21 protein-coding genes and 1 pseudogene are annotated in these 24,735 nt (G+C 63.2%); 12 read left to right on the top strand and 10 right to left on the bottom strand.

The genetic code is table 11. From position 1 onward, the window contains the following. Window positions 1-302: 302 nt before the first annotated feature. From MR825_RS07385 to MR825_RS07370, 4 genes are read left to right on the top strand one after another with little or no spacing between them, the layout of a single operon-like run. Window positions 303-2,924 (top strand): response regulator, encoded by a 2,622-nt coding sequence (locus tag MR825_RS07385; RefSeq protein ID WP_287879884.1) that lies wholly within the window; start codon window positions 303-305, stop codon window positions 2,922-2,924. A 2-nt stretch (window positions 2,925-2,926) separates the two neighbouring features. After that, window positions 2,927-3,283 (top strand): Hpt domain-containing protein, encoded by a 357-nt coding sequence (locus MR825_RS07380; protein WP_287879881.1) that lies wholly within the window; start codon window positions 2,927-2,929, stop codon window positions 3,281-3,283. Then, window positions 3,283-7,032, top strand: a complete 3,750-nt coding sequence (locus MR825_RS07375; protein ID WP_287879879.1) for a diguanylate cyclase domain-containing protein — start codon at window positions 3,283-3,285, stop codon at window positions 7,030-7,032. The genes MR825_RS07380 and MR825_RS07375 overlap by 1 nt, the downstream gene beginning before the upstream one ends. 11 nt (window positions 7,033-7,043) lie before the next feature. Further along, the gene (locus MR825_RS07370) at window positions 7,044-8,960 is read left to right on the top strand and encodes a bifunctional metallophosphatase/5'-nucleotidase (protein WP_287879876.1); all 1,917 of its coding nucleotides are present in this window, start codon (window positions 7,044-7,046) and stop codon (window positions 8,958-8,960) included. A 191-nt stretch (window positions 8,961-9,151) separates the two neighbouring features. Here MR825_RS07370 and spoVAE read toward each other — a convergent pair whose 3' ends face one another. Further along, window positions 9,152-9,520: a stage V sporulation protein AE gene (gene spoVAE, locus MR825_RS07365; protein ID WP_186908665.1), complete on the bottom strand. Its 369-nt coding sequence runs from the start codon at window positions 9,518-9,520 to the stop codon at window positions 9,152-9,154. A 69-nt stretch (window positions 9,521-9,589) separates the two neighbouring features. After that, window positions 9,590-10,603 carry a stage V sporulation protein AD gene (gene spoVAD / locus MR825_RS07360; RefSeq protein WP_287879873.1) on the bottom strand — a complete coding sequence of 338 codons (1,014 nt, stop codon included), beginning with the start codon at window positions 10,601-10,603 and terminating at the stop codon, window positions 9,590-9,592. A gap of 320 nt (window positions 10,604-10,923) precedes the next feature. On the opposite strand from spoVAD, the gene MR825_RS07355 reads away from it, so the two are divergent. The 3 genes from MR825_RS07355 (at window position 10,924) to guaB (ending at window position 13,828) form a co-directional block, all read left to right on the top strand. Beyond that, complete coding sequence (locus tag MR825_RS07355) at window positions 10,924-11,553, top strand: hypothetical protein (RefSeq protein ID WP_287879871.1); 630 nt, start codon at window positions 10,924-10,926, stop codon at window positions 11,551-11,553. Continuing rightward, window positions 11,540-12,289: an acyl-[acyl-carrier-protein] thioesterase gene (locus MR825_RS07350; protein ID WP_287879868.1), complete on the top strand. Its 750-nt coding sequence runs from the start codon at window positions 11,540-11,542 to the stop codon at window positions 12,287-12,289. Before MR825_RS07355 ends, MR825_RS07350 begins: the two co-directional genes overlap by 14 nt. A gap of 63 nt (window positions 12,290-12,352) precedes the next feature. Further along, the gene (guaB, locus tag MR825_RS07345; RefSeq protein WP_186908643.1) at window positions 12,353-13,828 is read left to right on the top strand and encodes an IMP dehydrogenase; all 1,476 of its coding nucleotides are present in this window, start codon (window positions 12,353-12,355) and stop codon (window positions 13,826-13,828) included. A 267-nt stretch (window positions 13,829-14,095) separates the two neighbouring features. Here guaB and MR825_RS07340 read toward each other — a convergent pair whose 3' ends face one another. Further along, window positions 14,096-14,683, bottom strand: coding sequence for a uridine kinase family protein (locus MR825_RS07340; protein ID WP_256175776.1), 588 nt, complete (start codon window positions 14,681-14,683; stop codon window positions 14,096-14,098). Window positions 14,684-14,768: 85 nt separating this feature from the next. Between MR825_RS07340 and MR825_RS07335 the strand changes: the two are divergent. Continuing rightward, a pseudogene (locus MR825_RS07335) lies at window positions 14,769-15,097 on the top strand (winged helix-turn-helix transcriptional regulator). Window positions 15,098-15,140: 43 nt separating this feature from the next. Here MR825_RS07335 and MR825_RS07330 read toward each other — a convergent pair. Genes MR825_RS07330 through mltG form a run of 3 tightly spaced genes read right to left on the bottom strand, consistent with a single transcriptional unit; the run spans window position 15,141 to window position 18,689 of the window. Beyond that, on the bottom strand, window positions 15,141-16,262 hold the full coding sequence (locus tag MR825_RS07330; protein WP_256175745.1) for an acyltransferase: 1,122 nt from the start codon (window positions 16,260-16,262) through the stop codon (window positions 15,141-15,143). Next, window positions 16,259-17,473 carry a peptidase U32 family protein gene (locus MR825_RS07325; protein WP_186908645.1) on the bottom strand — a complete coding sequence of 405 codons (1,215 nt, stop codon included), beginning with the start codon at window positions 17,471-17,473 and terminating at the stop codon, window positions 16,259-16,261. Before MR825_RS07325 ends, MR825_RS07330 begins: the two co-directional genes overlap by 4 nt. After that, on the bottom strand, window positions 17,466-18,689 hold the full coding sequence (gene mltG / locus MR825_RS07320) for an endolytic transglycosylase MltG (RefSeq protein ID WP_287879863.1): 1,224 nt from the start codon (window positions 18,687-18,689) through the stop codon (window positions 17,466-17,468). Before mltG ends, MR825_RS07325 begins: the two co-directional genes overlap by 8 nt. Window positions 18,690-18,837: 148 nt before the next feature. Here mltG and MR825_RS07315 point away from each other — a divergent pair, with 148 nt between their 5' ends. Then, entirely contained in the window at window positions 18,838-19,002 is a 165-nt protein-coding gene (locus MR825_RS07315; protein WP_186908647.1) for a hypothetical protein, read from the top strand. A gap of 6 nt (window positions 19,003-19,008) precedes the next feature. Here the strand turns inward: MR825_RS07315 and MR825_RS07310 are convergent, their stop codons facing one another. Genes MR825_RS07310 through MR825_RS07295 form a run of 4 tightly spaced genes read right to left on the bottom strand, consistent with a single transcriptional unit; the run spans window position 19,009 to window position 21,571 of the window. Continuing rightward, window positions 19,009-19,638 (bottom strand): 5-formyltetrahydrofolate cyclo-ligase, encoded by a 630-nt coding sequence (locus MR825_RS07310; RefSeq protein WP_186908648.1) that lies wholly within the window; start codon window positions 19,636-19,638, stop codon window positions 19,009-19,011. Continuing rightward, complete coding sequence (locus MR825_RS07305) at window positions 19,619-20,161, bottom strand: DJ-1 family glyoxalase III (RefSeq protein WP_186908649.1); 543 nt, start codon at window positions 20,159-20,161, stop codon at window positions 19,619-19,621. Before MR825_RS07305 ends, MR825_RS07310 begins: the two co-directional genes overlap by 20 nt. A gap of 10 nt (window positions 20,162-20,171) precedes the next feature. Further along, window positions 20,172-20,843, bottom strand: coding sequence for a dTMP kinase (locus tag MR825_RS07300; protein ID WP_186908650.1), 672 nt, complete (start codon window positions 20,841-20,843; stop codon window positions 20,172-20,174). After that, window positions 20,840-21,571: a WecB/TagA/CpsF family glycosyltransferase gene (locus tag MR825_RS07295; protein WP_186908651.1), complete on the bottom strand. Its 732-nt coding sequence runs from the start codon at window positions 21,569-21,571 to the stop codon at window positions 20,840-20,842. The genes MR825_RS07300 and MR825_RS07295 overlap by 4 nt, the downstream gene beginning before the upstream one ends. 280 nt (window positions 21,572-21,851) lie before the next feature. Here MR825_RS07295 and MR825_RS07290 point away from each other — a divergent pair, with 280 nt between their 5' ends. The 3 genes from MR825_RS07290 (at window position 21,852) to MR825_RS07280 (ending at window position 24,723) form a co-directional block, all read left to right on the top strand. Beyond that, window positions 21,852-22,886 (top strand): ABC transporter substrate-binding protein, encoded by a 1,035-nt coding sequence (locus MR825_RS07290; RefSeq protein WP_186908652.1) that lies wholly within the window; start codon window positions 21,852-21,854, stop codon window positions 22,884-22,886. 99 nt (window positions 22,887-22,985) lie between these two features. After that, window positions 22,986-23,936: an ABC transporter permease gene (locus MR825_RS07285; RefSeq protein WP_186908653.1), complete on the top strand. Its 951-nt coding sequence runs from the start codon at window positions 22,986-22,988 to the stop codon at window positions 23,934-23,936. Next, on the top strand, window positions 23,929-24,723 hold the full coding sequence (locus MR825_RS07280; RefSeq protein WP_186908654.1) for an ABC transporter ATP-binding protein: 795 nt from the start codon (window positions 23,929-23,931) through the stop codon (window positions 24,721-24,723). The genes MR825_RS07285 and MR825_RS07280 overlap by 8 nt, the downstream gene beginning before the upstream one ends. Window positions 24,724-24,735 lie beyond the last annotated feature (12 nt).

Raw genomic sequence — 24,735 nt, 5'->3', positions numbered from 1 at the left:
CACCGGGAGGACCAGAAACGGTTTTACTCCTGCCACAACTTTTACTCGCTGGATGACTTCGCCAAACAACTTGCTGTCCACAACCGCCGCTCCATCAACTTCCCCATGAGGCCCCTTCACTGGCTTTCTCCCGCAGAGTTCGCCGTCCAATATGTTTGACTAACCTACAAAAATGTACCGGCGCGCGGCGCAGTATGCTTTTATTTGACGGAAATAGGGGGATGAAGTATAATTATAATGATTCATACAGCTTGCGGGCCCGTCACATCGCTGCAGCGTTTCAATTAATGAGGGAAAGCGCCATGAGAAACAGGAAATGGGAAAACGGCGGAGAGCGGATCAATATTGTGTGGCCGGTACTGGTCTGCGGGCTGGCGTTTTTGTTTGCCGTACTTTCGACCTCCACGATCCTCAGCATGAACCAGGACCTGAGCGCATTGTATGAGTACCCCTATCTCAACGCCCAGCACATCAATCGGGCCACCAATGCAGTATCGCTGATGCGTCAGGGGATGAACCGGCTGACCATTCGCCGGGGAGCGAAGGATTACGCGGCAGTGCGTACTCTGGTGGAGGAGGCCATGCCGGAGCTGGTAGAGAGCCTGGATTACATCGCGGGGCATTACCTGGGCCCCGCGGAGGATGTGGACGTGCTGAAAGACGCGGCGGAGCAGATCGTCGTCCTTCAGCAGGAACTGCTGGAGCATGAGGAATACGAGGCGCAGAAGGCCAAACGGCTGCTGGAGGAGGAGCTGGCGCCCCTGTATGACCAGTTCATGGAGGACTCCAACGTCGTCATGGTGTGGAGCACCGCAGCCGTGCGGGAGGTGGATCGGGAGTCCGACCATACCACCCGAAAGGTCGTGATCCTGGCGGCGGTCATGACGCTTTTCATCCTAACGGTATCTGTTTTGTACTATCGTTCGATCCAAAAGAAAAGCCGGGAGCTGAAAGGACGGGAGCTGCTGTTCAGCCTGCTTACGGAGACGATCGACGATGTGGTATACATCTATCACGCAACGCGGCGGGAGAGTGAATTCCTCAGCGGCAACACCGAGCGGGTATTGGGCCTGACGGAGGAGGAGCTGCTGCGGGACCCGGACAAGCGGCGGGCGATGTTCGCCGATCAGGAGAGCTTCCGCATGGTGGAAGCGATCTTCCGGGGGACGGTCCTGCGGAAGCCTGTGGAGCGGGAATGCCGGATCATGAACCCGAAGACGAAGCGGGAGCAGTGGATGCTGCTGCAGGTCTACCCGGTCCTGCAGGACGGCGGGGTGGAGCGGTATATCGCCAAGCTGGAGGATCAGACCGAGGAGCGCCGGACCCGGCAGACGCTGCGTGACGCCCTTGAGAACGCCCGGCAGGCCAACGCGGCCAAGCGTAATTTTCTTTCCCGTATGTCCCATGAGATACGTACGCCCATGAATGCGATCATCGGTATGACGGCCATCGCCGCCGCCGACCCGGATGACCGCGCCAAGACGGAGGAGTGCCTGACCAAAATTGCCTATTCCTCCAAATACCTTCTGAGCATTATCAACGATGTGCTGGATATGTCCGCCATCGAGAGCGGGAAGATTTCCATTACCCGGGAGCCCTTCAACCTGGCCCGCCTGCTCACGGAGCTGGGCGCAGTCTACGAAAGCCAGTGCGCCAGCCGCGGCGTACAGTTCGCGCTGACCAACGATCTGAGCGAGGAGCATCTGATTGGAGACCAGGTCCGATTGAATCAGATCCTGCATAACCTGCTGTCCAATGCGGTGAAGTTCACCCCCACCGGCGGCCGGGTCCGGCTGGAGGTGGGGCAGACCGGGCAGCAGGGCGTCTACCGTCAGCTGTGTTTCACGGTCAGCGATACCGGTATCGGCATGGACGAGGGGTTCCAAAAGCGGATGTACCTTCCCTTTGAACAGGACCCCCATGCCGGAGTCCTGCGGCAGGGGGGCACCGGCCTTGGGCTGGCGATCGTTCGGAACCTGGTCACCCTGATGGGAGGGAACATCCGGGTGAAGAGCGCCCCGGGCAAGGGCAGCGTTTTTCAGGTGGAGCTGCCCTTTGAACCCGACCAGAGCGTCTGCTGCACGGTGGAATCCGGGGAACGGAAGGATCTGCGGGTCCTGGTGGCGGATGACGACAGGGGTACCTGCGAGCATGCGGCCCTGCTGCTGGAGCGAATGGGCATGTCGGTACGCTGGGTCCTCTCCGGCGCCGAGGCGGTGGAGGAAATTCTGTGGGCCTGTGCGGACGGGACGGACTATGACGTGTGTATTCTGGACTGGCAGATGCCGGGCATGGACGGGATTGAAACGGCCCGCCGCATCCGTGAGCGGGTGGGACCGGACCTGCTGATCATCATCCTGTCCGCCTACGATTGGAGCGGCGTCGAGCCGCAGGCCCGTGCGGCCGGTGTAAACGCCTTCCTGTCCAAGCCCATGTTTCCGTCCAATCTCCATCGTGCGCTGCGGGAGGCGGCGGGGCATGGCAAAACGCCCCCAGCACCGGCCCGGCGCTGCGGCCGCTATGATTTTACAGGCCGCCGCATCCTTTTGGCGGAAGACAACCAGCTGAATCTGGAGATCGCCGCAGCGCTGCTGGAGTCTGCCGGCGCTGCGGTAGACCAGGTCTCCGAGGGGCGCGCCGCAGTACGGGCGTTCGCGCAGTCGCCGCCCGGCACCTATGATATGATCCTGCTGGATGTGCAGATGCCGGTACTGGACGGACACGGAGCGGCCCGGGCCATACGTGCCTGTCCCAGGCCGGACGCGGCGCGTATCCCCATTTTTGCCATGACAGCCAACGCCTTTGCGGAAGACGTAGCAGCCGCCAAGGCCGCAGGCATGAACGAGCATGTGGCCAAGCCCATCGACGCGGAAGCGCTGTATGCCCTGTTGGATGCCTATTTCAGAGGAGACAAGGAGGAGTGAGTATGGAGCAGAACCGATGGGACGCTTTGCAGAATGCGGGCATCGACCTTCCGGACGCGCTGCGGCGCATGGCGGGCAATACGGAGCTCCTCGAGAAATTTTTGATGCGGTTTCCGGAGGACGACAATTTTGGAATACTGGGTCGTGCGCTGGACGGGGCGGATTGGGATACGGCGCTGATCGCCGTTCACACGCTCAAGGGCATCTCCGGAAATCTGGGAATGGGGCGTCTGTGTCAGTGCTGCTGCAGAATGGTGGAGCAGCTGCGCTCCGGAGACACGGCAGGAGCGCGGGCCAGCTACAACGAGCTGGCCGGGGTCTATCGGGCGCTGTGCGGCGCGCTGAAAGGCGGCGTCTGATGGAGCCGAGAGATACCCTGCTCCTGGTGGACGACCAGCAGGCCGACCGCGCCGTTCTGCGGGAACTGTTTCAAGAGGAGTACAATCTGCTGGAAGCGGAAAACGGCGATCAGGCGCTGCTGCTGCTGGAGGAGAATCACACCCGGATCGCGGCGGTGCTGCTGGATCTGCTCATGTCGGCCAAGGATGGTTTCCCGGTGCTCGCCGAGATGAGGGCCAAACGAGTTCTGCCTGAAACGCCGGTGGTGGTCATCACAGCTCAGGATTCCGCCGCGCGCGCGGCGCGGGCGTTCGAACTGGGCGCCTCGGATTTTATCGTCAAACCGTTTGAACCCTGCGCCGTCCGGCGGCGGGTGCGCAATCTGGTGGAACTCAGCCGCTACAAGCGGTGCCTGGAGGAGCTGGCGGAAGAGCAGGCAAACGCGCTCCGGCAGTCCAACGAGGTCATGGTAGACACGCTGTCCTCCATCATCGAATACCGCGGCGCAAAATCAGGCCGGCATATCCTGCGGATCCGCCGCTTCACCAAGCTGCTGCTGGAGGAATTGGCGCGCAGCTGTCCGGAGTACCAACTGGACGGGCGGAAGATCGCCGTTATCTCCGCCGCCGCCGCGCTGCACGACATCGGCAAGATCGCCATACCGGACGCTATCCTCAACAAGCCGGGCCAGCTGACGCCGGAGGAATTCGAGGTGATGAAGACCCATTCCGCCATCGGCTGCCGCATGCTGGAGCAGCTGGACGGCATGGGCGACCGGGAATACCTGCGTTATGCCTGGGACATCTGCCGCTATCACCATGAGCGGTGGGAGGGCGAGGGATATCCCGACGGACTCCGGGGGGAGCGTATCCCACTCTGGGCGCAGGCGGTAGGCCTGGCGGACGCTTACGAGGCACTGACCACCGACCGGGGCTATCAAGACGCCTGCTCCCATGAGCAGGCCATGAATATGATTTTGAACGGAGCGTGCGGCAGCTTCTCCCCTAAGCTGCTGGAGTGCTTCAAGCATCTGCGGGATGCGTTTGCGGCGCTGGCCTGCACCTATACCGACGATCCTCCCGCCGCAGGCGGAGGACCCCTCACGCCGCACGACGTCTCCGTCCCGCACGCCGGGGGGCTGGATATGCTGCAGACCGCCCAGGTCAAATACCTGACGCTGCTGCGCTATGTGAACGCCACCGTAGTAGAGGTGGATCTGGATCAGGGGGTCTACCACATGGTCTACGATCCCAATCCGGATTTTGCGCTGCTGCGCTCCGGGGCGAGCTTTGCGGAGTCCATGCGCAATCTGGTCCAAAGGGCGGTCCATCCGGACGACCGCGCCCGGGTGCTGGAATTTCTGAAAAACAGCGGCGAGGAGTTTTTTGCCAAGGGGCTGATGAAGTACAGGCACCGCTATCGGGTCTACAGCGCCATGATCGGCGATTACCGCTGGTACGAGGCCACCCTGCTGCGTATCGACGTGGATGATCTGCACTCCCGCAAGGGACTGGCGGTCTGGCGGGAGGCGGAAACAGCGGAAGCGGAGGACACCCGCGAGCGGGAGACAGCCCTGCGCAGCCTGTGGAGCGGCGTCCAGTGCTGCCGAAATGACCGGTGGTTTACGCTCATGGGGGTCAGCGAAAACTTTTCCGCCCTGGTGGGCTATACGCCGGCGGAGCTGGAACAGCGCTTCCAGAACCGCCTGACCGGGCTGATCCTCCCGGAGGACCGGGCGGAGGTGCGCCGCCGGACCAGAGAACAGCTGACGCTGGGAAGCGGCGTGGAACTGGAATACCGCCTGGTCCGGAAGGACGGGCAGGTCATCTGGGTCCTGGAGAAAAGCCGTATGGTCACCGAAGCGGATGGTGTAGAGTATCTTTACTGCGTGCTGGTGGACATCAGCCGGACCAAGAAAGCGCAGGAGGAGCTGCGGCTTTCCCTGGAGCGGCATCAGATCATTCTGGCCCAGACCAACGATATCATCTTCGAGTGGGATGTGGCGGGCGGAACGGTGAGCTACTCCCCCAACTGGAAGGAACGCTTCGGTTACGCGCCCATGACAGGCGGCGTGGGAGAGGCGATCCCCAAGGCGTCCCATATCCATCCGGAGGATGCCCCGGTGTTTCTGGATGCACTGCGCACCCTGATGGACGGCGCTCATTATCAGGAGATGGAGCTGCGCATCGCCAAGGCGGACGGACGCTATCTGTGGTGCCGCATCCGTGCCACCGCCCAGCAGAGGGAGGACGGGCGCCCCATCAAGGTGGTGGGCGTGGTCATGGATATCGACGGGGAGAAGCGGGCCAATCAGGCCCTGCGGGACAAGGCGGAGCGGGATGGGCTGACCAGGCTGCTCAATAAAAATTCCGCACGCCGCCGGATTGAGGCATATTTATCCGAGGCAGAGGGAGAACGCGCCGCGCTGCTCATCATCGATGTAGATAATTTCAAGCAGGTCAACGACAGCTACGGCCATATGTTCGGCGACGCGGTCCTCGCCCGGCTCTCGGAGGAGATCCGCGGGCTTTTCCGTGCGGACGACATCGTCTCCCGCATCGGCGGGGACGAGTTTCTGGTGTTTTTGAAACGGGTCCCGGACAAGGAGCAGGTCGAGGAGCGCTGCGGGCGCTTGATCGAGGCGTTTCAGGGGATGTTCCAGAAAGAGCTGGTCAGCTGGTCCCTGTCCTGCTCGGTGGGGGCGGCCCTTTCACCGGAGCACGGCGCCGCCTTCCAGGAGCTGTTTCAGCGGGCCGACCAAGCTTTGTACCGGGCCAAACGCCGTGGAAAGAACTGTTATGAGCTTTACCGCGCGCAGAAGGACGCCGGCTTCCAGCAGCCTGGAGCCCCCCTCATGGCCGTCGGCGAGCGCATCGATTCCGGCGGGCGTCCCGGTACGGCAGAAGATGGGCTGGTCCAATACGCCTTCCGCCGCCTGTATGAGTCGGGGGATGTGGAGAACACGGTCCAAGATATCCTGGCGCTGGTGGGCCGCCGGTTCAACGTCAGCCGGACATATATCTTTGAAAACACCCCGGACAACCGGGCCTGCCGGAATACCTTCGAGTGGTGCAGCGAGGGCGTCGAGCCCCAGATCGACCGTCTGCAGCATATCGAGTATCAGCGGGATCTGGGCGGGCGCTATGAGGAGAACTTTGACGAGCACGGTGTGTTTTACTGCCCGGATGTGACCCGTCTTCCCAAATGCCAGTATGATATCCTGGAAGCGCAGGATGTCAAATCCCTGCTCCAGTGCGCCATTCGGGACAACGGCGTGTTTCGGGGCTACGTGGGCTTTGACGAATGCGTCGGAAGCCGCCTTTGGACCCAGGAGCAGATCGATGCGCTCACCCATATCGCCGGCTTTCTCTCGGTATTCCTGCTGAAGCTGCGCTCCCAGCAGCAGGCGGAGGAGCGGGCACGGGACCTGCGCATTGCCTTGGACAACCAGAATTCCTGGATCTACGTCATCGACCCGGATACCTATGAGATGCTCTTTATCAATGCCAAGACCCGCGCCGTAGCGGCGCAGGCAGCGGAGGGGCTGCGCTGCTATCAGGCCTTCCTCCATCGGGACGCGCCCTGCGGGAACTGTCCGGCCCGGGATATCCGGAGGGATGTGAACCGCACGGTGGAGTTTTATAATCCCGTCCTGGATATGTGGAGTCTGGCAGACGCATCGCTGATCCGCTGGAGCGGGCGGGAGGCCTGCCTGATCAACTGCCATGATATCACACGTTATAAAAAGACCTGTGACCCGGAACGATAGGAGGGACCGCTGTGAAACAGCTTCTGCGCCGCGGGGGCGCTTTGTGTCTGATCCTGCTGCTTTGTGCCGCTGTCCTGGCGCCGGCATCGGCGGCGGAGGATCAGGGCGCCGGCGCCCTGACCATTCTGTTCACCCATGACACCCACGACCGTTTTCTTCCCGTCCCGGATGAAGAGGGCGGGGAATACGGCGGCTATACCCGCCTGGCCACGCTGCTCCGGCAGGAGCGCGCCGCGGCGGAAACCCCGGTAGTCACCCTGGACGCGGGAGATTTCTCCATGGGCTCCCTGTTCCAGACCATCTACGCCTCCGACGCCCCGGAACTGCGGGCGTTGGGACAGATGGGATATGACGTGACCACCCTGGGCAACCACGAGTTCGACTACCGCGCCCGCGGCCTGGCGGAGATGCTCGGCGCCGCGGTGGACAGCGGGGACCGCCTGCCCGCCGTCGTCCAGGCCAACTACAAGCCGCCTGCGGGGGACGGCGCGACCCGCGCCGCCTGGGAGAACTATGGCATCGGAGACTATGTAGTGCTGGAACGGGACGGGGTGCGCGTCGCGGTCTTTGGATTGCTGGGCGTGGACGCCGATGCATGCGCCCCCATGTCCGGCATGGAATTCACCCCGCTTGCGCAGGCCGCGCAGCGGGTGGTGGAGACCATTCAGGCACAGGAAGCGGCGGACTATATCGTGTGCCTGTCCCATGCGGGGACCACGGACGGTAAAGGGGAGGACTACGAGCTGGCAAAAGCCGTGGACGGCATCGACGTGATTATCTCCGGACATACCCACTCCGCCACGCAGGAGCCCATCCGGGTGAACGATACCCTGATCGTCTCCTGCGGCGAGTACACCCGGAACCTGGGCGTGCTGACGGTGGAGAAGACCGGAGAAGGACTGGATACCCTGGACTTCCGGCTGGTCCCCATTGATGAGACCGTGACAGAAGACGCCGCCATGACCGCGATGGCCCGCCGGTTTCAGCAGAAGGTGGACGAGGGGTATCTGGCGGATTTCGGACTGAGCTTTGATCAGGTGCTCTGTGAGAGCGCCTTCGCGTTCACGCCCATCCGCCGGTTCGCGCAGCAGCAGCAGGAGGACCCCCTGGGCAGCCTGATCGCGGATTCCTATGTCTACGCGGTGGAACAGGCGGAGGGGGAGGACTACAGGACCGTGGACTTTGCGGTGGTGGCCGCAGGCGTTGTCCGGGCTTCCTTTGCTGCGGGAGAGATCACCACCTCGGACGCGTTCAACGTCTCGTCGCTGGGCTCCGGAGCGGACGGTACGCCGGGCTACCCGCTGGTGTCCGTATGGCTGACCGGACGGGAGCTGAAAGACGTCTTCGAGGTGGACGCTTCCGTTACCCCGCTCATGCCTGCCGCCCAGCTCTATCCGGCGGGCATGCGCTGGACCTATAATCCGCGCCGGCTGATCTTCAACAAGGTCACCGCGTGCGCCCAGGTGCTGCCCGACGGCTCTGAGGCCGCGCTGGAGGACGAGCGGCTCTACCGGGTGGTCACCGGACTCTATTCCGGACAGATGCTGGGGACGGTGAATGCAAAATCGTTCGGCATCCTCGCCGTTACGCCCAAGGACGCCCAGGGGAACGAGATCACCGACCTGGAGGCGCACATCATCCATACTTCCGGCGGCTCGGAGGTCAAGGAATGGTACGCCCTGGCCTCCTACCTCCAGTCCATGGGCACGATGGACCGCCGCTATGCCGCTCCGGAAGGGCGCAAGGTGTCCGTGCCCTCCTGGAACCCCGTCCATTTGCTGAAGAACCCAAACCGGATCACGCTGCTTGTTCTGCTGCTCGCCTTGATCGTAATCGGTCTGGTGGTTTTTCTTGTTTACCGCATCGCGACCCGGGGCCGCCGCAGGCGCTGCCGCGGGGGCAGCGGCTACCGCCGTTATCGGGGATAGGGAGCAGCCGCTCAGCTTGCCGAAAGAGCCTTGCAGCGCCCCTCCGCCGGAGCGGGGGGAATCAAGTCCGATCCCTGTTTCGCAGCGGCGTGTACGTCGTGAAACATACATCCCGGCCTGTACGTGCGCGCACGTACAGGCCGTAGCTTTCCCGAACAAACGGCTTCGCCGCTTGTCCGGCAGCCTCCTTTTTACGACTTGGATTTGGGCTTAAAGATGAGCGCGACCAGATAGCCGAAGAAGATCGCGGCGGTGATGCCGCCTGCGGCGGCGGTAACGCCGCCGGTGAGGGCTCCCAGAATGCCCATTTCATCCACCGCCTTGGCCACGCCCTTGGCCAGCAGGTAGCCAAAGCCGGTCAACGGCACGGTGGCTCCAGCGCCGCCGAAGGCCACGATATACTTATAGATGCCAAGCGCCCCCAGAACGACGCCGGAGACCACATAGGTCACCAGAATCTTGGCGGGGGTAAGGGGTGTCTTGTCGATCAGAATTTGACCGATGAGGCAGAGCAGCCCGCCGCAGAGGAACGCGCGGACGTATTCCCAAAAGAGTTCCATGACGGATTCCTTTCTCATTCCGGCGGGGAGCGCGGGAGGCCGTCTCCCGGCCGCCCCGCGGCTGTGGTGTTATTTTGTGCAGGAGATGGCCGCGGCGTGGCAGATGCAGGGGATGCTCTCGCCCTGCTGGGTAGAGGTGGGGGAGAGCAGAGCGCCCGTGCCGCAGAAGAGAATGTTTTTCCAGCGCCCGGCGCGCATGCCGTTGAGCAGATGCCCGGTGAGCACCACGGCGGAGCAACCGCAGCCGGAGCCGCCGCAATGCACGTCCTGACCCTCCAGATCGTAGATCAGGGTGCCGCAGTCGGTCAGGTTGTTCAGGTCCATGCCGTCCTTGTGGAACAGGTCGAACAGGATCTCGCTGCCCAGCTTGCCCAGGTCTCCGGTGACGATCAGGTCGTACTGAGAGGGCCTGCGTCCCGTGTCCTGGAAGTGGGCCTTGATGGTCTCATAGGCCGCGGGCGCCATGGCGGCCCCCATGTTGTTGGCGTCCTTGATGCCCTTGTCCACGATTTTGCCGATGGTGGCGTGGGTCACATAGGGGCCGTTCCCGTCCCGGGCCAGGATGATGCAGCCGGAGCCGGTCACCGTCCACTGGGCGGTGGGGGTGCGCTGTCCGCCGTACTCCAGCGGGGTGCGGTACTGCCGCTCGGCGGAGCAGAAGTGGGAGGAGGTCAGCGCCGCCGCCCACTCCCCGAAGCCGCCGTCCAGCATAGCCGACGCCATACACAGGCCCTCCGCCATGGTAGAGCAGGCCCCGTACAGTCCCAGAAAGGGCGCGTCCTGTCCCCGCATGGCGAAGCCGGAGCCGATGCATTGATTCAGCAGGTCCCCGGCAAAGATATAGTCTAATACGCTGACGCTTTGCTTGGCCTTGTCCAGCGCGGCGGACAGAGCCAGCTTCTGCATGGCGCTCTCTGCCTTCTCCCAGCTTTTTTCGCCAAAGCTGTCGTCCTGATTGATGAGATCGAAGCTGCCGGCCAGGGGACCGTCCCCCTCCTTTTTGCCCACGACGTTGGCGTGCCCGGCGATGGAGGGGGGCGCGGCAAAGGCGATCGTCTGAGCGCCCAGTTTTTTTGTGGTCATAATCGATCCGTCCTCCCGCAGAAATAGATGATGCTATTTTGAACGAAAAGCCCGAAAAATATGAGGATGTATTTTGTGGGCGGACATGCTGGTCAAATACCGGGTTTTGAGCTATAATACCCTCAGTGGACAAGAAGCAACGCATATGCGCAGCCGGCTTTTTGAGACCGGACGCCGGGATCGATCCCAATCCCAGGGGATGCTTTGGACGTCAAGGCGTTTGGGTTTGCTCCGCGCGTCCGCTGCCCACGGCGGGCGGCTTGCCCGGATGCAGGGAGAGGACGCAAGGCTGCGGCAAATTTAAAGTTGGAGGAGAGCCCATGGTGGAACAAGCCAAGCGCACCCTGGCCTATATTTGTCCGGAATGCCGTCAGAGCGTGGTGATCGAGCGCACCGCGTTCCAGCTGGCCGCGGCGGGCAGCGAGCTGCCCTGTCCCTGCGGAAAATCGGCCCTGACGGTGGAGCTGGCCGGGGATCGGGCCCATCTGCAGGTGCCCTGCCTGTTCTGCGGCACGGACCACAGCGTCTCCTGCTCCCAGCGCGCCTTTCTGCACGAGCATCTGCTGGCCTTCTCCTGTGCACGGTCGGGCCTGGACTGCTGCTATGTGGGCGAGGAGGACGCCGTCTTCGCCGCCGTGGGGCGGCTGGAGGAAGCGGTGGACAAGCTGGAAGCCGAAGCCGGCGCCAAGGGCGCTTTTCTGGATGAGCTTGTGATGCACGAGGTGCTCTCAGAGATCCGGGACATTGCCCAGCGGGACGGCATCTCCTGCACCTGCGGTTCCCAACGCTGGAACCTTCAGGTCAATTACAGCTCGGTGGACCTGAAGTGCGCCGACTGCGGCGGGGCGATGCGGATTCCGGCCGCGACCGCCAGCGATATCGAGGATATCTGCTGCAAATATACGCTGCTCATCCATGGCAGAGAGGGGGCGGGGCATGACGGTCTATGAGCGGGAATACCGGGTGGACTCGCGGGAGACCGATCCCTGGTACAACTGCCGGCCCTCCGGCGTACTGGGATTTTTGCAGGAGGCAGCCACGGCGGCCGCGTGCGCCCTTCATGCCTCCCGGGATGAGATGCTGGATAAATATAACGCGTTCTGGATGCTGGCCCGGGTATGGTACCGGCTGGACGAGCCGTTGAAGTGGGGGGATCGTCTGCGCATCCGCACCTGGCACCGGGGCGGCAGGGGGGCCTCCTCTTACCGCGACTTCGATTTGTTTGTCAACGACGCGCCGGTGGGAGAGGCGGTCTCCCTCTGGGTGCTGGCCAACGCACAGACCCATAAGCTGGTGCGCATGGCTGGCATTGAGGAATTCCAGGGCACGGACGGGGGCGCGCTGTGCAAGACCAGACTGCTGAACAAGGTCCGCATGCCGCCGGATATGACATGCGCCGGCACGCGCAGCTTCCGCTACAGCGACCTGGACGTGAACGGCCACGTGAATAACGTGCGCTATGCCGACATTGTCTGCGACGCGCTCCATCTGGAGCGTATGGGTGCGGAGCGTTTTGTCTCGTCCCTTCAGGTGGGCTATCAGGCCGAGTGCCGGGTGGGGGAGACCGTGGACCTTACGACCGGCAGCGACGGCGGCGCACAGTACGTCCATGGCGCGGACGGCGCGGGGAAGACCCGGTTTGACGCCATGCTCACATTATCCGATTTAGCCGGAAAAGCCCCTTGACAATCCAGAGGCGAGGGCATAAAATAGGAAAAATTTATGGTTAGAGAGACAAGGAGATGCACTATGGTCAACACCGACGAGCGCCAGAAGTTTACCAAGCAGGGTCTCACCTTTGACGACGTGCTGCTGATCCCGGCGGAGAGCGATGTACTTCCCGCGGACATTGACCTGCACACCCAGCTTACCAAAAAGATCCGCCTAAACATCCCTCTGATGAGCGCCGCCATGGATACCGTTACCGAGTACCGCATGGCCATCGCCATCGCCCGGGAAGGGGGTATCGGCGTCATCCACAAGAACATGTCCATCGGGGCACAGGCCGAGCAGGTGGATATGGTCAAGCGCAGTGAGAACGGCGTCATCACAAACCCCTTCTGGCTGGCCCCCGGCCATACGCTGGCCGAGGCGGATGAGCTGTGCGCCAAGTATAAGATCTCCGGCGTACCCATCTGCGACAACGGAAAGCTCATCGGCATCATCACCAACCGGGATATGAAGTTCGAGACCGATATGAGCAAGCTGATCGATAACGTGATGACTAAGGACAACCTGGTCACCGCAAAGGAGGGCACCACGCTGGAGGAGGCCAAGGAGATCCTCCGGCGCCACAAGGTGGAAAAGCTCCCCATTGTGGACGATGAGTTCCATCTCAAGGGCCTGATCACCATCAAGGACATTGAAAAGGCCCAGGTCTACCCCAATTCCGCACGCGACGACAAAGGACGCCTGTTGGTGGGCGCCGCCATCGGCGTTACCTCCGACGTGCTGGACCGGGTGGCCGCTCTGGTGGAAGCGGGGGCCGACGTGCTGGCGCTGGACTCCGCCCACGGCCATTCCCATAATATCCTGGAGTGTGTGCGCCGCATCAAGGCGCTCTATCCCGACGTGCAGCTGATCGCGGGCAACGTGGCCACCGCAGAGGGTACCCGCGCCCTCATTGAGGCGGGCGCGGACTGCGTGAAGATCGGCATCGGCCCCGGCTCCATCTGTACCACCCGTGTTGTGGCCGGTATCGGCGTGCCTCAAATCACCGCTGTGTACGATGCGGCCCGTGTGGCGGCGGAGTACGGAGTGCCCATCATCGCCGACGGCGGCGTCAAGTATTCCGGCGACATCGCCAAGGCTCTGGCCGCGGGCGCCAACGTGGTCATGCTGGGCTCACTGCTGGCGGGCTGTGAGGAATCCCCCGGCGAAACCGAGGTGTATCAGGGCCGCCAGTTCAAGGTCTACCGCGGCATGGGCAGCCTGGGCGCTATGGCCAAGGGTTCCAAGGACCGCTATTTCCAGGAGAACAACAAGAAACTGGTCCCAGAAGGCGTCGAGGGCCGTGTGCCTTACAAGGGCCTGACCGGGGAGACCATTTACCAGCTCATGGGCGGCCTGCGGGCGGGTATGGGCTACACCGGCTGCCACAGTGTGGAGGAGCTCCAGAGCAAGGCGCAGTTTATGCAGATCACCTCCGCCGGCCTTCGGGAGAGCCATCCCCATGACATCTATATCACCAAGGAAGCGCCCAACTACACCCTCAATCCGCAGTAAGCGGCGCGGGGCGCTTCCAGCCCCGCGGAAGCGGGGCCGCGCGGAGCGCGTGCAAGGTTTTGAAGAAAAGCTTGCTGCCGGGCGGATTCACTTCGCCCGGCAGATGAACTGGGAGGGGTCCCCAATGGATGGAATCATCCATTGGGGCGCGCCCGACTACACCCTCAATCCGCAGTAAGCGGCGCGGGGCGCTTCCAGCGAAGCGCTTGATTTGCAGCAGGCGACGATGGCAACAGCCCCCACCGGGTTTCCCGGCGGGGGCTGTTGTCAGCTGCGGCCGGTGTCCAGCACCAGGTCGCAGCGCTCCGGCAGGCGGAAGGTCTGGAAGTAGGCCTCTTCCAGCGGGATCCAACGCGCCTGGAAGCGCGCAAGCCCCGCTGTCCCCTCGCGCTCCAGCAGCCGCTGGCGCTGGACAGCGGGAGAACAGGTCAAAAAGATGCGCGTGTGGTAGTATCGGTACAGCTCCGGGTGGAGGGCATAGCTGCCTTCCACGAGAGCCAGTCCGGTATGCGCCGCCTGTACCGGCGGACCGAAACCGCCGCTATGGCAGTCGAAGGGGCGAAAGCAGACCGGTTTTCCTGCCGACCAGGGAACGAGGAGCTCCGCCGCCACCCGCTCATAGTGGATGTTGCCGCCGGGCTGTGCCAGACGCTCCGGCGTGCGCAGGGCGGGGGGGAGAAAAAAGTCATCCATGTGGAACAGGGAACAGCCCAGTACCGCCGCCGCCTGCCCGGCCAGCCGGCTTTTGCCGCTGCCGCAGCGGCCATCGATGGCCGCCAGTACCGGCCCGTCCGCCTGGGACAAGGGGGCCAGCTTCTTCAAAAGCTGCTCCAGCAGCCGGTCGGTCTCCTGCACGTTCAAACCCCTCTCGTGATGAGATCCTTTTTCCGCAGGCATTATTATAGCACATTCCTTTCCCGGGAGCAAAGCGCTTTTCGGGATGTCCCGCCGCACGCGGTCATCCGCCGCCGCTTGGTGGCTGACCCTCGTCAGCGGCAAGTGGAAGGGGCTCCTACTGCGGGACCTGCTGGATGGGACGCGGCGGTTTGGGGAGCTGAAAACTCCGCCGGCCACGTGACTCAGAAGGTGCTGACCGCTCAGCTGAGGCAGATAGAGGCCAGCGGACTTCTGACGCGCGCCGTGTATGCCCAGGCGCCGCCCCGGGTGGAATATACGCTGACAGAGCCGGGCTACAGCCTCAGGCCCGTTTTGGATGCCATGCAGGCATGGGGCGATGCCTGTCAAAAGGCGGAAGGCGGCCGCATCTGAACAGGCCCTTCCAGGTCCACAAAATACAGACGCGCGGACCGGTTCAATTCGGTCCGCGCGTTTTTATCAGGGACGGCAGATTGCATTCCCGGCAGGCAGTCCGGAAGCTCTGGCCGGTGAGCAGAAAGCATACGCCGGGCAGCGAGGCGGCAAGCAATACGCCCGCGAAACAGCTCAGCAGTACGGCGGCAAAGAAGAGCAGGTGAGCGCCCATACCGGCGAACGTGCTGCCCATCCACCCCGGCCACAGCCTCTCCCAGAAGGAGATGGCCAAGGGGTGGGCCAGATAGATTCCGAAGGACAGACCGGAACAGAAGGTCAGGAGCCGTCCGGAGCGCCGTGCTTCCCCGTAAGAGCGCGCCAGCAGGAAAACGGCTCCGGAGAGCAGCGCGGTAAACACGTGCAGATAGCTCTTGAAGCTTTCGTCATAGGCGCCGGTGCTCCGGCGCAGCCACCAGGTGCCCCCGGCGATGATGAGGACGCACGCCAGCGAAACCAGCCACAGGACCCGCCGGGAGGGCAGGCGCCTGAGCCGGGCCAGCCGGGCTCCCAGCAGAAAGTAGCCCAGATAGCCGCCGATCAGGTTTACATTCAGGGTCCAGTGGACGGTAAAAACGGTGCGCCAGGCGCTCTCCAGGGGCAGAAAATCCCGCACCGTATTCACACCGATGGTCAGAACCAGCCAAAGCAGCACCAGATAGTTCCAGTGGGCATCGGTCAGGCCGTCGGCCATTTTTTTCAAAAAGGGCGAGAGCAGATAGACCGGGATCAGGGCATATAAAAACCAGTATGGGACCATGGCGGGGGTATTGGGCAGCGCGGAGAGCTGCTCCAGAGCAGCCGCCGGACCGGCCCGCAGCAGCGTGAGCAGAACCACGAGAGCCGACCAGGCCGCCAGGGGCAGCAGTACCTTCGGCAGGCGGCGGCCAAACAGGGCGGACAGATCCGCCGTCCCCTCCTGGGACAGGAGCAGGGCGCCCGAGAGCATAAAGAACAGCGGGACCGCCGCGGTAGCCAGGGAAGAGGCCAGATTGGCGAAGTGCCACACCGCCCCGGAAGCGGAGCGCAGCGCCGCTGCCGCGCAGTGGAGGTAGACCACCCCCACCATGGAGCCGACGCGCAGCAGGTCGTAATCCCAGCGGCGGGACCGGGGAGAGGGGGTCATAAGCCCACCGCCTTTCTCCGCAGTACGGACAGCGGAGGGGCCTGGACGGGCAGCTTGAGGTGCAGGGCCATCTGCGGCTTGCGGGCCTGGTCGATGGGAAGACCGTCGCCGTCGGTAAGTTCCTGCGCCCGAAAGGCCACCGGAGCCACACCCGGGCCGACCAGCTCCAGCTCGTCTCCGGCGGAAAACTTATTGCGCAGGGAGCAAAGGGCGGTCCCGTCGGGGGTGCAGGAGGTCACCACGGCCATCACCTGCCAGTCCCGGACATACCGGGCGCTTTCCGTGTGCTGCCCCGGCGCGCCGAAATAGAAGCCGGTGGAATAGGGCCGGTGGCTGACCTTTTCCACTTCGTCCCGCCAGACGCGCTCCAGGGGCTTGCCGGCTGCGGCGGCGTCGACGGCGTGGCGATAGGCCCCGGTCACAATGCCCGCGTAGTAGGCGCTTTTGGCCCGCCCCTCGATCTTCAGGGAGTTCAGACCAGCCCCGAGCAGTTCCGGAATGTGGTCGATCATGCACATATCACGGGAATTGAGAATATACGCGCCGCCCTCGTCCTCCCCGATGGGGAAATATTCGCCGGGGCGCTGCTCCTCCACCAGGGCGTAATGGTAGCGGCAGGGCTGGGCGCACGCGCCGCGGTTGGCGTCCCGGCCCGTCATATAATTGGAGAGCAGGCACCGCCCCGAGTAGCTCACGCACATGGCCCCGTGGATGAAAGCCTCCAGCTCCAATGCGTTTGGGGCTTTGGCGCGGATAAGCGCGATCTCGTCCAGGGAGAGCTCACGGGCCAGGATCACCCGGCCTGCGCCAAGCTCATGCCAAGCCCGGGCGGCCTCGTAGTTGGACACGCTGGCCTGGGTGGAGATGTGGGCCTTCACGGCAGGGGCATAGCGCTTCAGCAGGGAGAGCACCCCCACGTCGGCCAGGATGACGGCGTCCACCCCCAGGTCCTGGAGGTATTCCATCCATTCCGGCAGACGGCGGATCTCGTCGTTGCGGGGCATGGTGTTGCACGTCACATGGACGGCCACGCCCCGCCGGTGGCAGAGCGACACCGCCTGGCGCAGCTCGTCCGGGGTGAAGTTTCCGGCAAAGGAGCGCATGCCGAAGTCCAGTCCGGCCAGATAGACCGCGTCGGCCCCGTAGGCCAGGGACATGCGCAGCCGCTCCATATCCCCCGCGGGGGAGAGGAGTTCCACGCGCTTATCCATTGCGGTACCGCTCCTGAGTCGCAATGAAGCTGAGCTGTTCCTGGTGGGTCTTGAAGAAGTGGTGGACCCCGTCATCGCCCAGAGCGTAGTAGTAATAGCTGGTGGACTCGGGATTGACCGCGGCGCGCAGAGCGTCCGCACCGGGGTTGGCGATGGCCGTGGGGGGCAATCCGGCGTGCCGGTAGGTGTTGTACGGGGTGTCGGCGCTGGTGTCCACCACGGTGCCGCCGGTGGCGTATAGGATGGTGGCGTCGATGTTCAGCAGGCCGTTGGTGGCGCTGGTATTGGTCAGGCGGTTATAGATGACGGAGGAGATCCTGCGCTGATCCGAGCCGTCGGTCTCCTTCTCGATCATCGAGGCGATGATGACGGCGTCGTTGATGCTCATGCCCTGGTCGGTCATGGCCTGACGCATCTCCTCGGTAAAGATCTGGTCAAAGCGCAGGATCATCTTGTTGAGCACGCTGACCGGGTCCTCGCCCATATAGAACTCGTAAGTGTCGGGGAACAGATACCCCTCCAGGCGCTTGGCGTCTCCCAGGGGGAGCACGCCCTTGAGGAAGGAGAACTTGAAATCATAGTTGGCGGCGGTCTCTTCCAGCTTGTCCGCAGTGGAGACCCCTTTGGCCTCCAGCAGCGCGAAGATCTGCGCCTGCGTCATACCCTCCGGGATGGTGACGGTGGCCACCATCCGGCTGCCCGAGCTGCTGCCCATGCTGGTGATCAGCGCGCGGTAGTCCATATCGGTGCTCAGCTCATAGGTCCCGGAAGAGAGCTTGTATTTGGCGTGGGTCAGGGAGGCAAAGGTCTTGAAGACGAACTTGTATTCGATCAGACCATTCTCCGAAAGCAGATCGGCCACGTAGTCCATGTCGGCCACCGAGATCGTTTCGGTGACGGTCTCGCTCGTGCCGTCGGCGGCGGTCCGCTCCACCTTCCGCTCCTCCTGGGCAAAGATCTCCTCCGGCAGGGTGATCACGGCGGTATGCTCCTGCTTGTTCAGAGCCAGCAGGTCGCAGGCCCAGGTCCAGCCCAGGCCGGCCAGCAGGGCGGAAATGCCCAGCACAAAGGCGACATAGATCAGTGCGCCCAGCGCGCCCATGCGGCGGCGTCTGCGGCGGCGCTTGACGGGGCGCTGGCCGGGCTCCTCACCGCGGCTTTGCGCATGAGCAGGCGCCGCGCGGCGGGGCTGGTAGCGATTTTCTTCCTGTGACATTTGCTTACACTCCTAACTGAAACTGCACGGGGCAGGGGAAATCAGACGCCCATTCCCGCAAATGGAAAAAAGAATCCTGTCCGCTGGAACCACACCAACCCGGTCCACATAGTATGAGCCAGATGAAGCAAGTGAGGTGAAACAAAGCATGTGCTGTGGTAACAATGGCTGGGGCGGCGGCGGCTGTCTGTGGATCATCCTGATCATCATCATCATCTGCTGCTGCTGCGGCGGCGGAAGCTGGGGCGGCTGCGGGTGCGGCTGCAACAACAACTGCGGCTGCGGGTGCAACGACGGCTGCGGCTGCTGCTGAGGCAGACTACCTAAGTGACCGTGCGGAGGCGGGGCCGGCAGGCCCCGCTTTCGCCGCGTCCGGGGCGGACGGGCCGTAGAGGCCGTCCTCGGTTACCACCAGGTGGACAAGCGCGTCGTGCGCTTGGCGGGGCAGCGCGTCAAAGAGCAGGGCCCCGCGGCACAGAGCGACCCGTATCCCGCCGAAGCCGGGCAGCCAGCGGTCATAATAACCGCCGCCCTGGCCGAGGCGCCCCCCGGAGCGGTCAAACGCCAGACCGGGGATGAGGGCCAGCGTTATCCTTCCCGCATCGACCGCCGGACAGTCCTCTCCCGGCTCCAGCATTCCAAAGGCGTGGGGAATCAAAACGGTATCCGCCCGGATCAGGCGGGCCTCCAGGCGCCGCTCCGGCAGGCACCGGGGCAGGGCGAGACGCTTTCCCAGCTCCAGCAGCGGCGGGATCAGCCGGGCGGTGTCCGGCTCGGCGCCCATACCGTGGTAGAGCAGCAGCGTATCCGCCGCCGCCACCTGGGGCAGGGAGAGAAACCGGGACAGAAGCGCGTCGTCGCTGGCGCGCCGCGCCTCCGGGGAGAGCGCCCTCCCATATGCGCGGACCTGACGCCGCAGGGCGGCTTTGTCAGCGGTAATGGACTTCATGGCGTACCCGGCGGGCGGCCTCGGCTCCCCTGAGCGCCTCCACCAGCGCCAGGCCAAAATCAAAGGCGGAACCGGCGGCCTCGCCGGTGATGATGCGTCCGTCCGCCACGACCCGGGCGCCCTTCTGTACCACGGCGGAGCCCATCTCCTCCTCCATGCCGGGGTAGCACACCGCCCGGCGGCGGTCCAGAATGCCCAGATGGGCCAGAATGGTGGGCGCGGCACAGATGGCCGCCAGCCAACAGCCGTGATCCCGGCAGCGCTGGATCAGGGCAAGAGCGAACAGATTCATCTGGATGGACTCCACGCCGCCCATACCGCCGGGAAGCACCAGCATCTCCACCCCGTCGGGGTCCAGCTCCTCCAGGGAACGGTCGGCGCAGACCGTGATGCCGTGACCGCCGGTGACCCGAAGGCCGTCCAGACCGACCAGCGTTACGTCCACGCCGGCCCGGCGCAGCAGATCGGCGGGCACCAGCGCCTCGGCCTCCTCAAAGCCGTCGCCCAATAAAATCGTTACCATAGCTCTCACCTCACGGAAGAATCGGCTGGATCAGCGCTAAAATATCCCGGTGGATCTCCTCCGCCGGACGCAGAGCGCCGGCGGCATCCACACAGGCGACCGTCCGCCAGCCCAGACACTCCGCCGCCCGCAGGGCGGTTTTGCGGCACAGTGCGAGATAACCGGCGTCCACCTCGTGGATGTCGCCCTGGGTGTGGGTGGCCTGCTCCCGGGCCCGTAGCAGCGCGATGGAGCGCTCGGTCGGCATGTCCAGATAGACCACCAGATCAGGCCGGGGAAGTCCCAGCTTGGCATGCTCGAAGTCGTAAAGCCACTGGAAAAAGCCCTCCCACTCCGGTTCGGGCAGCTTGCAGGCCTGATGGACTGCGTTGGAGGTGGTATACCGGTCGGAGAGCACCAGCCCGCCGCCGGTATAATACTCGCCCCACACCTTTTTCCAGGAAGCATAGCGGTCCACCGCATAAAAGGCGGAGGCCGCGTAGGGATTCACATCCGAGGGGCGGCGGCCGAATTCGCCTCCCAGATACATGCGGATCAGCGCGGAGGAGGGCTGCTGGTATTGGGGAAAAATCAGCCGCTGGAAGGGGCGCTGCGCCTGCTCCAGGGTCCTGCACAGCAGGGAAAACTGGGTGGACTTTCCGGAGCCGTCGGTGCCCTCCAGGACAATCAGCGTTCCGCTCACCGGCCGCCGCCTCCTTTCCTCCGCGCGCCCAGCGCGTAAAGAAGCACCAGGGGCAGCTTTGCCATGCGGCCGAAGCGCCGCGGCTCTTTGATCAGGCGGTGGAGCCACTCCAGGCCCAGTTTTTGATAGGCCTCGGGGGCCCGTTCCACCACTCCGGCGAACACGTCCAGGGCGCCGCCCAGGCCGACCATCAGGCTGCACCCGGTCTCAGGGCCGTTTTTTGCCATCCAAAGCTCCTGCTTAGGCGCGCCGAGGCAGACGAAGCATACGTCGGCGGCGCAGGCACGGATGTCCTCCACCACGGGAGCGTCCTGGGTAAAGTAGCCGTCGCGGGTGCCGCAAACGATCAGTCCCGGGTAGGCGTCCTTCAAATGGGCGGCGGCCAGCTCGGCCACGCCGGGCTTTGCGCCCAGAAGGAACAGGCGCTTGCCCTGCGCAGCCATCCAGCGCAGCAGGCGCTGGGCAAAATCGATCCCGGTCACCTTGCCCTTCAGCGGGCGGCCCAGGATCTTGGCCGAATAGATCACGCCGATGCCGTCGGCCAGCACCAGATCGGCATCCAGCAGCGTCTGGCGGAACGCCGCGTTCGTTCGGGCCTCCAGCAGGAATTCCGGGTTCGGGGTCACAGCGTAATGAAAGCCGCCGCGCTCCACCAGCGCGGCCCCGGCGCGGGCCGCCTCGTCCAGCGTCAGGTCGTCAAACCCGACGCCCAATATGTCAGTGCGCAAGGAAATATGCCTCCCCATCAGCAGATCATTCCAGTATGGAACCTATAATTTCATGCCATTTTATCATAGATAGCAGGAAAAGTCCATGAGGAAACCCCGCGAAGGGACGAGGGGAAACATGAAGATTCTATAAAGTTTACGGGATTTTACCGTTGACATTTTGGGAACAGGTCATTATAATAAACGCAATACAAGCCGTGAGGCACTTTTTTTGCAGCTTGTTGCTTTAGCAGCAAAAAGCGCTAAAGCATACACTGTGCACAAAATGGAGGAAAATGAAATGAAAAACTTGTCTAAGTTGACCGCTCTCGCTCTGAGCGGTGTCCTGGCCCTGAGTCTGGCCGCCTGCGGCGGCAGCGGAACCGCGTCCACACCCGCGCCGGAGACCTCCGCACCGGGGACGCCGGCCCCCGAGACCGCGTCTCCCGCTGGAGAGACCGCCTATACCGTAGGCATCTGCCAACTGGCTCCTCATGTGGCGCTGGACGCCGCTACCGAGGGCTTTATGGACGCCATCAACGAGGCGCTGCCCGGTCAGGTGAAGTTTGACCTGCAGAACGCCGCCGGTGACAGCCCCACCTGCGCCACCATCGTCAACGGCTTTGTCTCCGCCGACGTGGATCTGATTATGGCAAACGCCACCCCTGCGCTTCAGGCGGCGGCATCCGCTACCGGAGACATCCCCGTGCTGGGTACCTCGGTCACGGAGTACGGCGTGGCCCTGGGCATCGACGGCTTTACCGGCACCGTGGGCACCAACGTCTCCGGCACCTCCGATCTGGCTCCCCTGGATCAGCAGGCCGCTATGATCCAGGAGTGGTATCCGGACGCCCAGACCGTAGGCCTGCTTTACTGCTCCGCCGAGCCCAACAGCCAGTATCAGGTGGACGAGGTCCAGAAGGCTCTGGAGAGCTTTGGCTACACCTGCACCCAGTATCCCTTCTCCGACACCAACGACATGGCTTCCGTCACCCAGAACGCCGCCGATAACAGCGACGTGCTTTATGTCCCCACCGATAACACCGTGGCCAACAACACCGGCATCGTGGACAATATCTGCCACGGTAAGGTACCGGTCTTCGCGGGCGAGGAGGGCATCTGCGCCGGCTGCGGTGTGGCGACCCTGTCCATCAGCTACTATGACCTGGGCGTCGCAACCGGAAAGATGGCCGTCAAGATCCTCACGGGCGAGGCCGACGTGTCCGAAATGCCCATTGAGTATGCGCCCAACTTTACCAAGAAGTACAACGAGACCACCTGCGCCGATCTGGGAATTACACCTCCCGACGGCTACCAGGCGATCAGCGCCGGATAATTCCAGAAAAGCCATCAAAACAGCGGAAAAGGGGGTTCCCTTTTCCGCTGTTTTTTGCTATACTATTGAAGTCTATCGACATTTTTGGGAGGAACACATATGCTGGGTTTTATCAACGCGCTGCCGGGGGCCGTATCCCAAGGCCTGATTTGGGGTATCATGGCGATCGGAGTTTATATCACCTATAAGATTTTGGATATCGCGGACCTGACGGTGGACGGCTCCTTCTGTACCGGCGGAGCTGCTTTTGTGGTGCTGTTTACGGGAGGCGTCCCTCTGTGGCTGGCGCTGCTGGCGGCCGTGCTGGCGGGTATGCTGGCGGGATTGGCTACCGGCCTGCTGCATACCTTCTGCGGCATCCCCGCCATCCTGGCGGGCATCCTGACCCAGCTGGGCCTTTGGTCGGTAAATATGGCCATCATGGGGATGAAGGCTACCGTGGCCATCAATGTTACTACGCCTGAGATGCTGGACAAGCTTCTGGTCTCGCTGCGCTTCGTTCAGGACGTGGCCAAGGGCGCCCGTCCCTTCTGGCGGCACCCGATTTTCGTGGTGGGTCTATTCACCGTGGCCATCATCGTCCTGCTCTATTGGTTCTTCGGCCGGGAGGTTGGAGCCGCCCTGCGCTCCACCGGCTCCAACCAGAACATGGCCCGCGCCCAGGGGATCAACACCAACTTCTGCAAGGTGCTTGGCCTGATGCTCTCCAACGGTCTGGTTGCGCTGTCCGGCGCGCTGCTGGTGCAGTACAACAGCGCTGCCGAGATCAATATGGGGCGCGGCGCCATCGTCATCGGTCTGGCCGCCGTCATCATCGGCGAGGTGGTCTTCGGCAAGCTTTTCCGCAATTTCGCGCTGAAGCTGGCGGCGGTCTCCATCGGCGCCATCATCTACTATATTGTCATCCAGGCGGTGCTGGCCATGGGCCTGAACCCCAATTACCTGAAGCTGCTCTCCGCTGCGGTGGTGGCGGTGTTCCTGTCCATCCCCTACTGGAAGGGCAAGTATTTCCACAAATCCGTACGGAAGGAGGGCGTGCATAATGCTTGAGGTGCGTGAGATCTACAAGACCTTCAACGCCGGGACCGTCAACGAGAAGCGGGCCATCAACGGCGTATCCCTCACCCTGGCCGACGGGGACTTCGTTACGGTCATCGGCGGCAACGGCGCGGGCAAATCCACCCTGCTCAATTTGGTGGCGGGGGTGTACGGCGTAGACGGCGGCTCCATCCTCATCGATGGCAACGACGTGACACGGCTGCCCGAGTATCGGCGGGCCCAATATATCGGCCGGGTGTTCCAGGATCCCATGATGGGTACGGCCGCCTCCATGCAGATCGAAGAAAACCTGGCGCTGGCCGCCCGTCGGGGACAGACCCGGACGCTCCGCGCGGGGATTACCAAGGCGGAGCGGGAGCAGTACAGGGAGCTGCTGAAGATCTTGGATCTCGGCCTGGAGGACCGGCTGACCAGCAAGGTAGGGCTCCTGTCCGGCGGTCAGCGCCAGGCGCTCACATTGCTGATGGCCACCCTGAAAAAGCCCAGGCTGCTGCTGCTGGACGAGCACACTGCCGCGCTGGACCCCAAAACGGCGGCAAAGGTGCTGGACACCACCGAGAAGATCGTCCAGCGGGATCAGCTGACCACGCTGATGATCACGCACAACATGCGGGACGCGATTGCCCATGGGAACCGGCTCGTTATGATGTACGACGGCAGAATTGTCATCGATATCTCCGGCGAGGAGAAGAAGAAGCTGACCGTGGAGCAGCTGCTGGCGAAATTTGGTCAGGCCTCCGGCAGCGACGAGGCCGACGATAAGCTGCTCCTGTCTTAAGACAGGAGCAGC

Origin of the sequence: Lawsonibacter sp. (genome assembly GCF_022777125.1) — a bacterium.
Classification (GTDB): domain Bacteria; phylum Bacillota; class Clostridia; order Oscillospirales; family Oscillospiraceae; genus Lawsonibacter_A; species Lawsonibacter_A hominis.
Note: the sequence above shows the minus strand (reverse complement) of the source record. Positions and strands in the feature narration are given on the sequence as shown.

What these genes read in the sequence shown, in the direction of transcription:
- MR825_RS07385 (WP_287879884.1), top strand. Translation starts at nt 303, where the DNA reads ATGAGAAACAGGAAATGGGAAAACGGCGGAGAGCGGATCAATATTGTG.
- MR825_RS07380 (WP_287879881.1), top strand. Translation starts at nt 2,927, where the DNA reads ATGGAGCAGAACCGATGGGACGCTTTGCAGAATGCGGGCATCGACCTT.
- MR825_RS07375 (WP_287879879.1), top strand. Translation starts at nt 3,283, where the DNA reads ATGGAGCCGAGAGATACCCTGCTCCTGGTGGACGACCAGCAGGCCGAC.
- spoVAE (WP_186908665.1), bottom strand. Translation starts at nt 9,520, where the DNA reads ATGGAACTCTTTTGGGAATACGTCCGCGCGTTCCTCTGCGGCGGGCTG.
- spoVAD (WP_287879873.1), bottom strand. Translation starts at nt 10,603, where the DNA reads ATGACCACAAAAAAACTGGGCGCTCAGACGATCGCCTTTGCCGCGCCC.
- MR825_RS07355 (WP_287879871.1), top strand. Translation starts at nt 10,924, where the DNA reads ATGGTGGAACAAGCCAAGCGCACCCTGGCCTATATTTGTCCGGAATGC.
- MR825_RS07350 (WP_287879868.1), top strand. Translation starts at nt 11,540, where the DNA reads ATGACGGTCTATGAGCGGGAATACCGGGTGGACTCGCGGGAGACCGAT.
- guaB (WP_186908643.1), top strand. Translation starts at nt 12,353, where the DNA reads ATGGTCAACACCGACGAGCGCCAGAAGTTTACCAAGCAGGGTCTCACC.
- MR825_RS07330 (WP_256175745.1), bottom strand. Translation starts at nt 16,262, where the DNA reads ATGACCCCCTCTCCCCGGTCCCGCCGCTGGGATTACGACCTGCTGCGC.
- MR825_RS07325 (WP_186908645.1), bottom strand. Translation starts at nt 17,473, where the DNA reads ATGGATAAGCGCGTGGAACTCCTCTCCCCCGCGGGGGATATGGAGCGG.
- mltG (WP_287879863.1), bottom strand. Translation starts at nt 18,689, where the DNA reads ATGTCACAGGAAGAAAATCGCTACCAGCCCCGCCGCGCGGCGCCTGCT.
- MR825_RS07315 (WP_186908647.1), top strand. Translation starts at nt 18,838, where the DNA reads ATGTGCTGTGGTAACAATGGCTGGGGCGGCGGCGGCTGTCTGTGGATC.
- MR825_RS07310 (WP_186908648.1), bottom strand. Translation starts at nt 19,638, where the DNA reads ATGAAGTCCATTACCGCTGACAAAGCCGCCCTGCGGCGTCAGGTCCGC.
- MR825_RS07305 (WP_186908649.1), bottom strand. Translation starts at nt 20,161, where the DNA reads ATGGTAACGATTTTATTGGGCGACGGCTTTGAGGAGGCCGAGGCGCTG.
- MR825_RS07290 (WP_186908652.1), top strand. Translation starts at nt 21,852, where the DNA reads ATGAAAAACTTGTCTAAGTTGACCGCTCTCGCTCTGAGCGGTGTCCTG.
- MR825_RS07285 (WP_186908653.1), top strand. Translation starts at nt 22,986, where the DNA reads ATGCTGGGTTTTATCAACGCGCTGCCGGGGGCCGTATCCCAAGGCCTG.
- MR825_RS07280 (WP_186908654.1), top strand. Translation starts at nt 23,929, where the DNA reads ATGCTTGAGGTGCGTGAGATCTACAAGACCTTCAACGCCGGGACCGTC.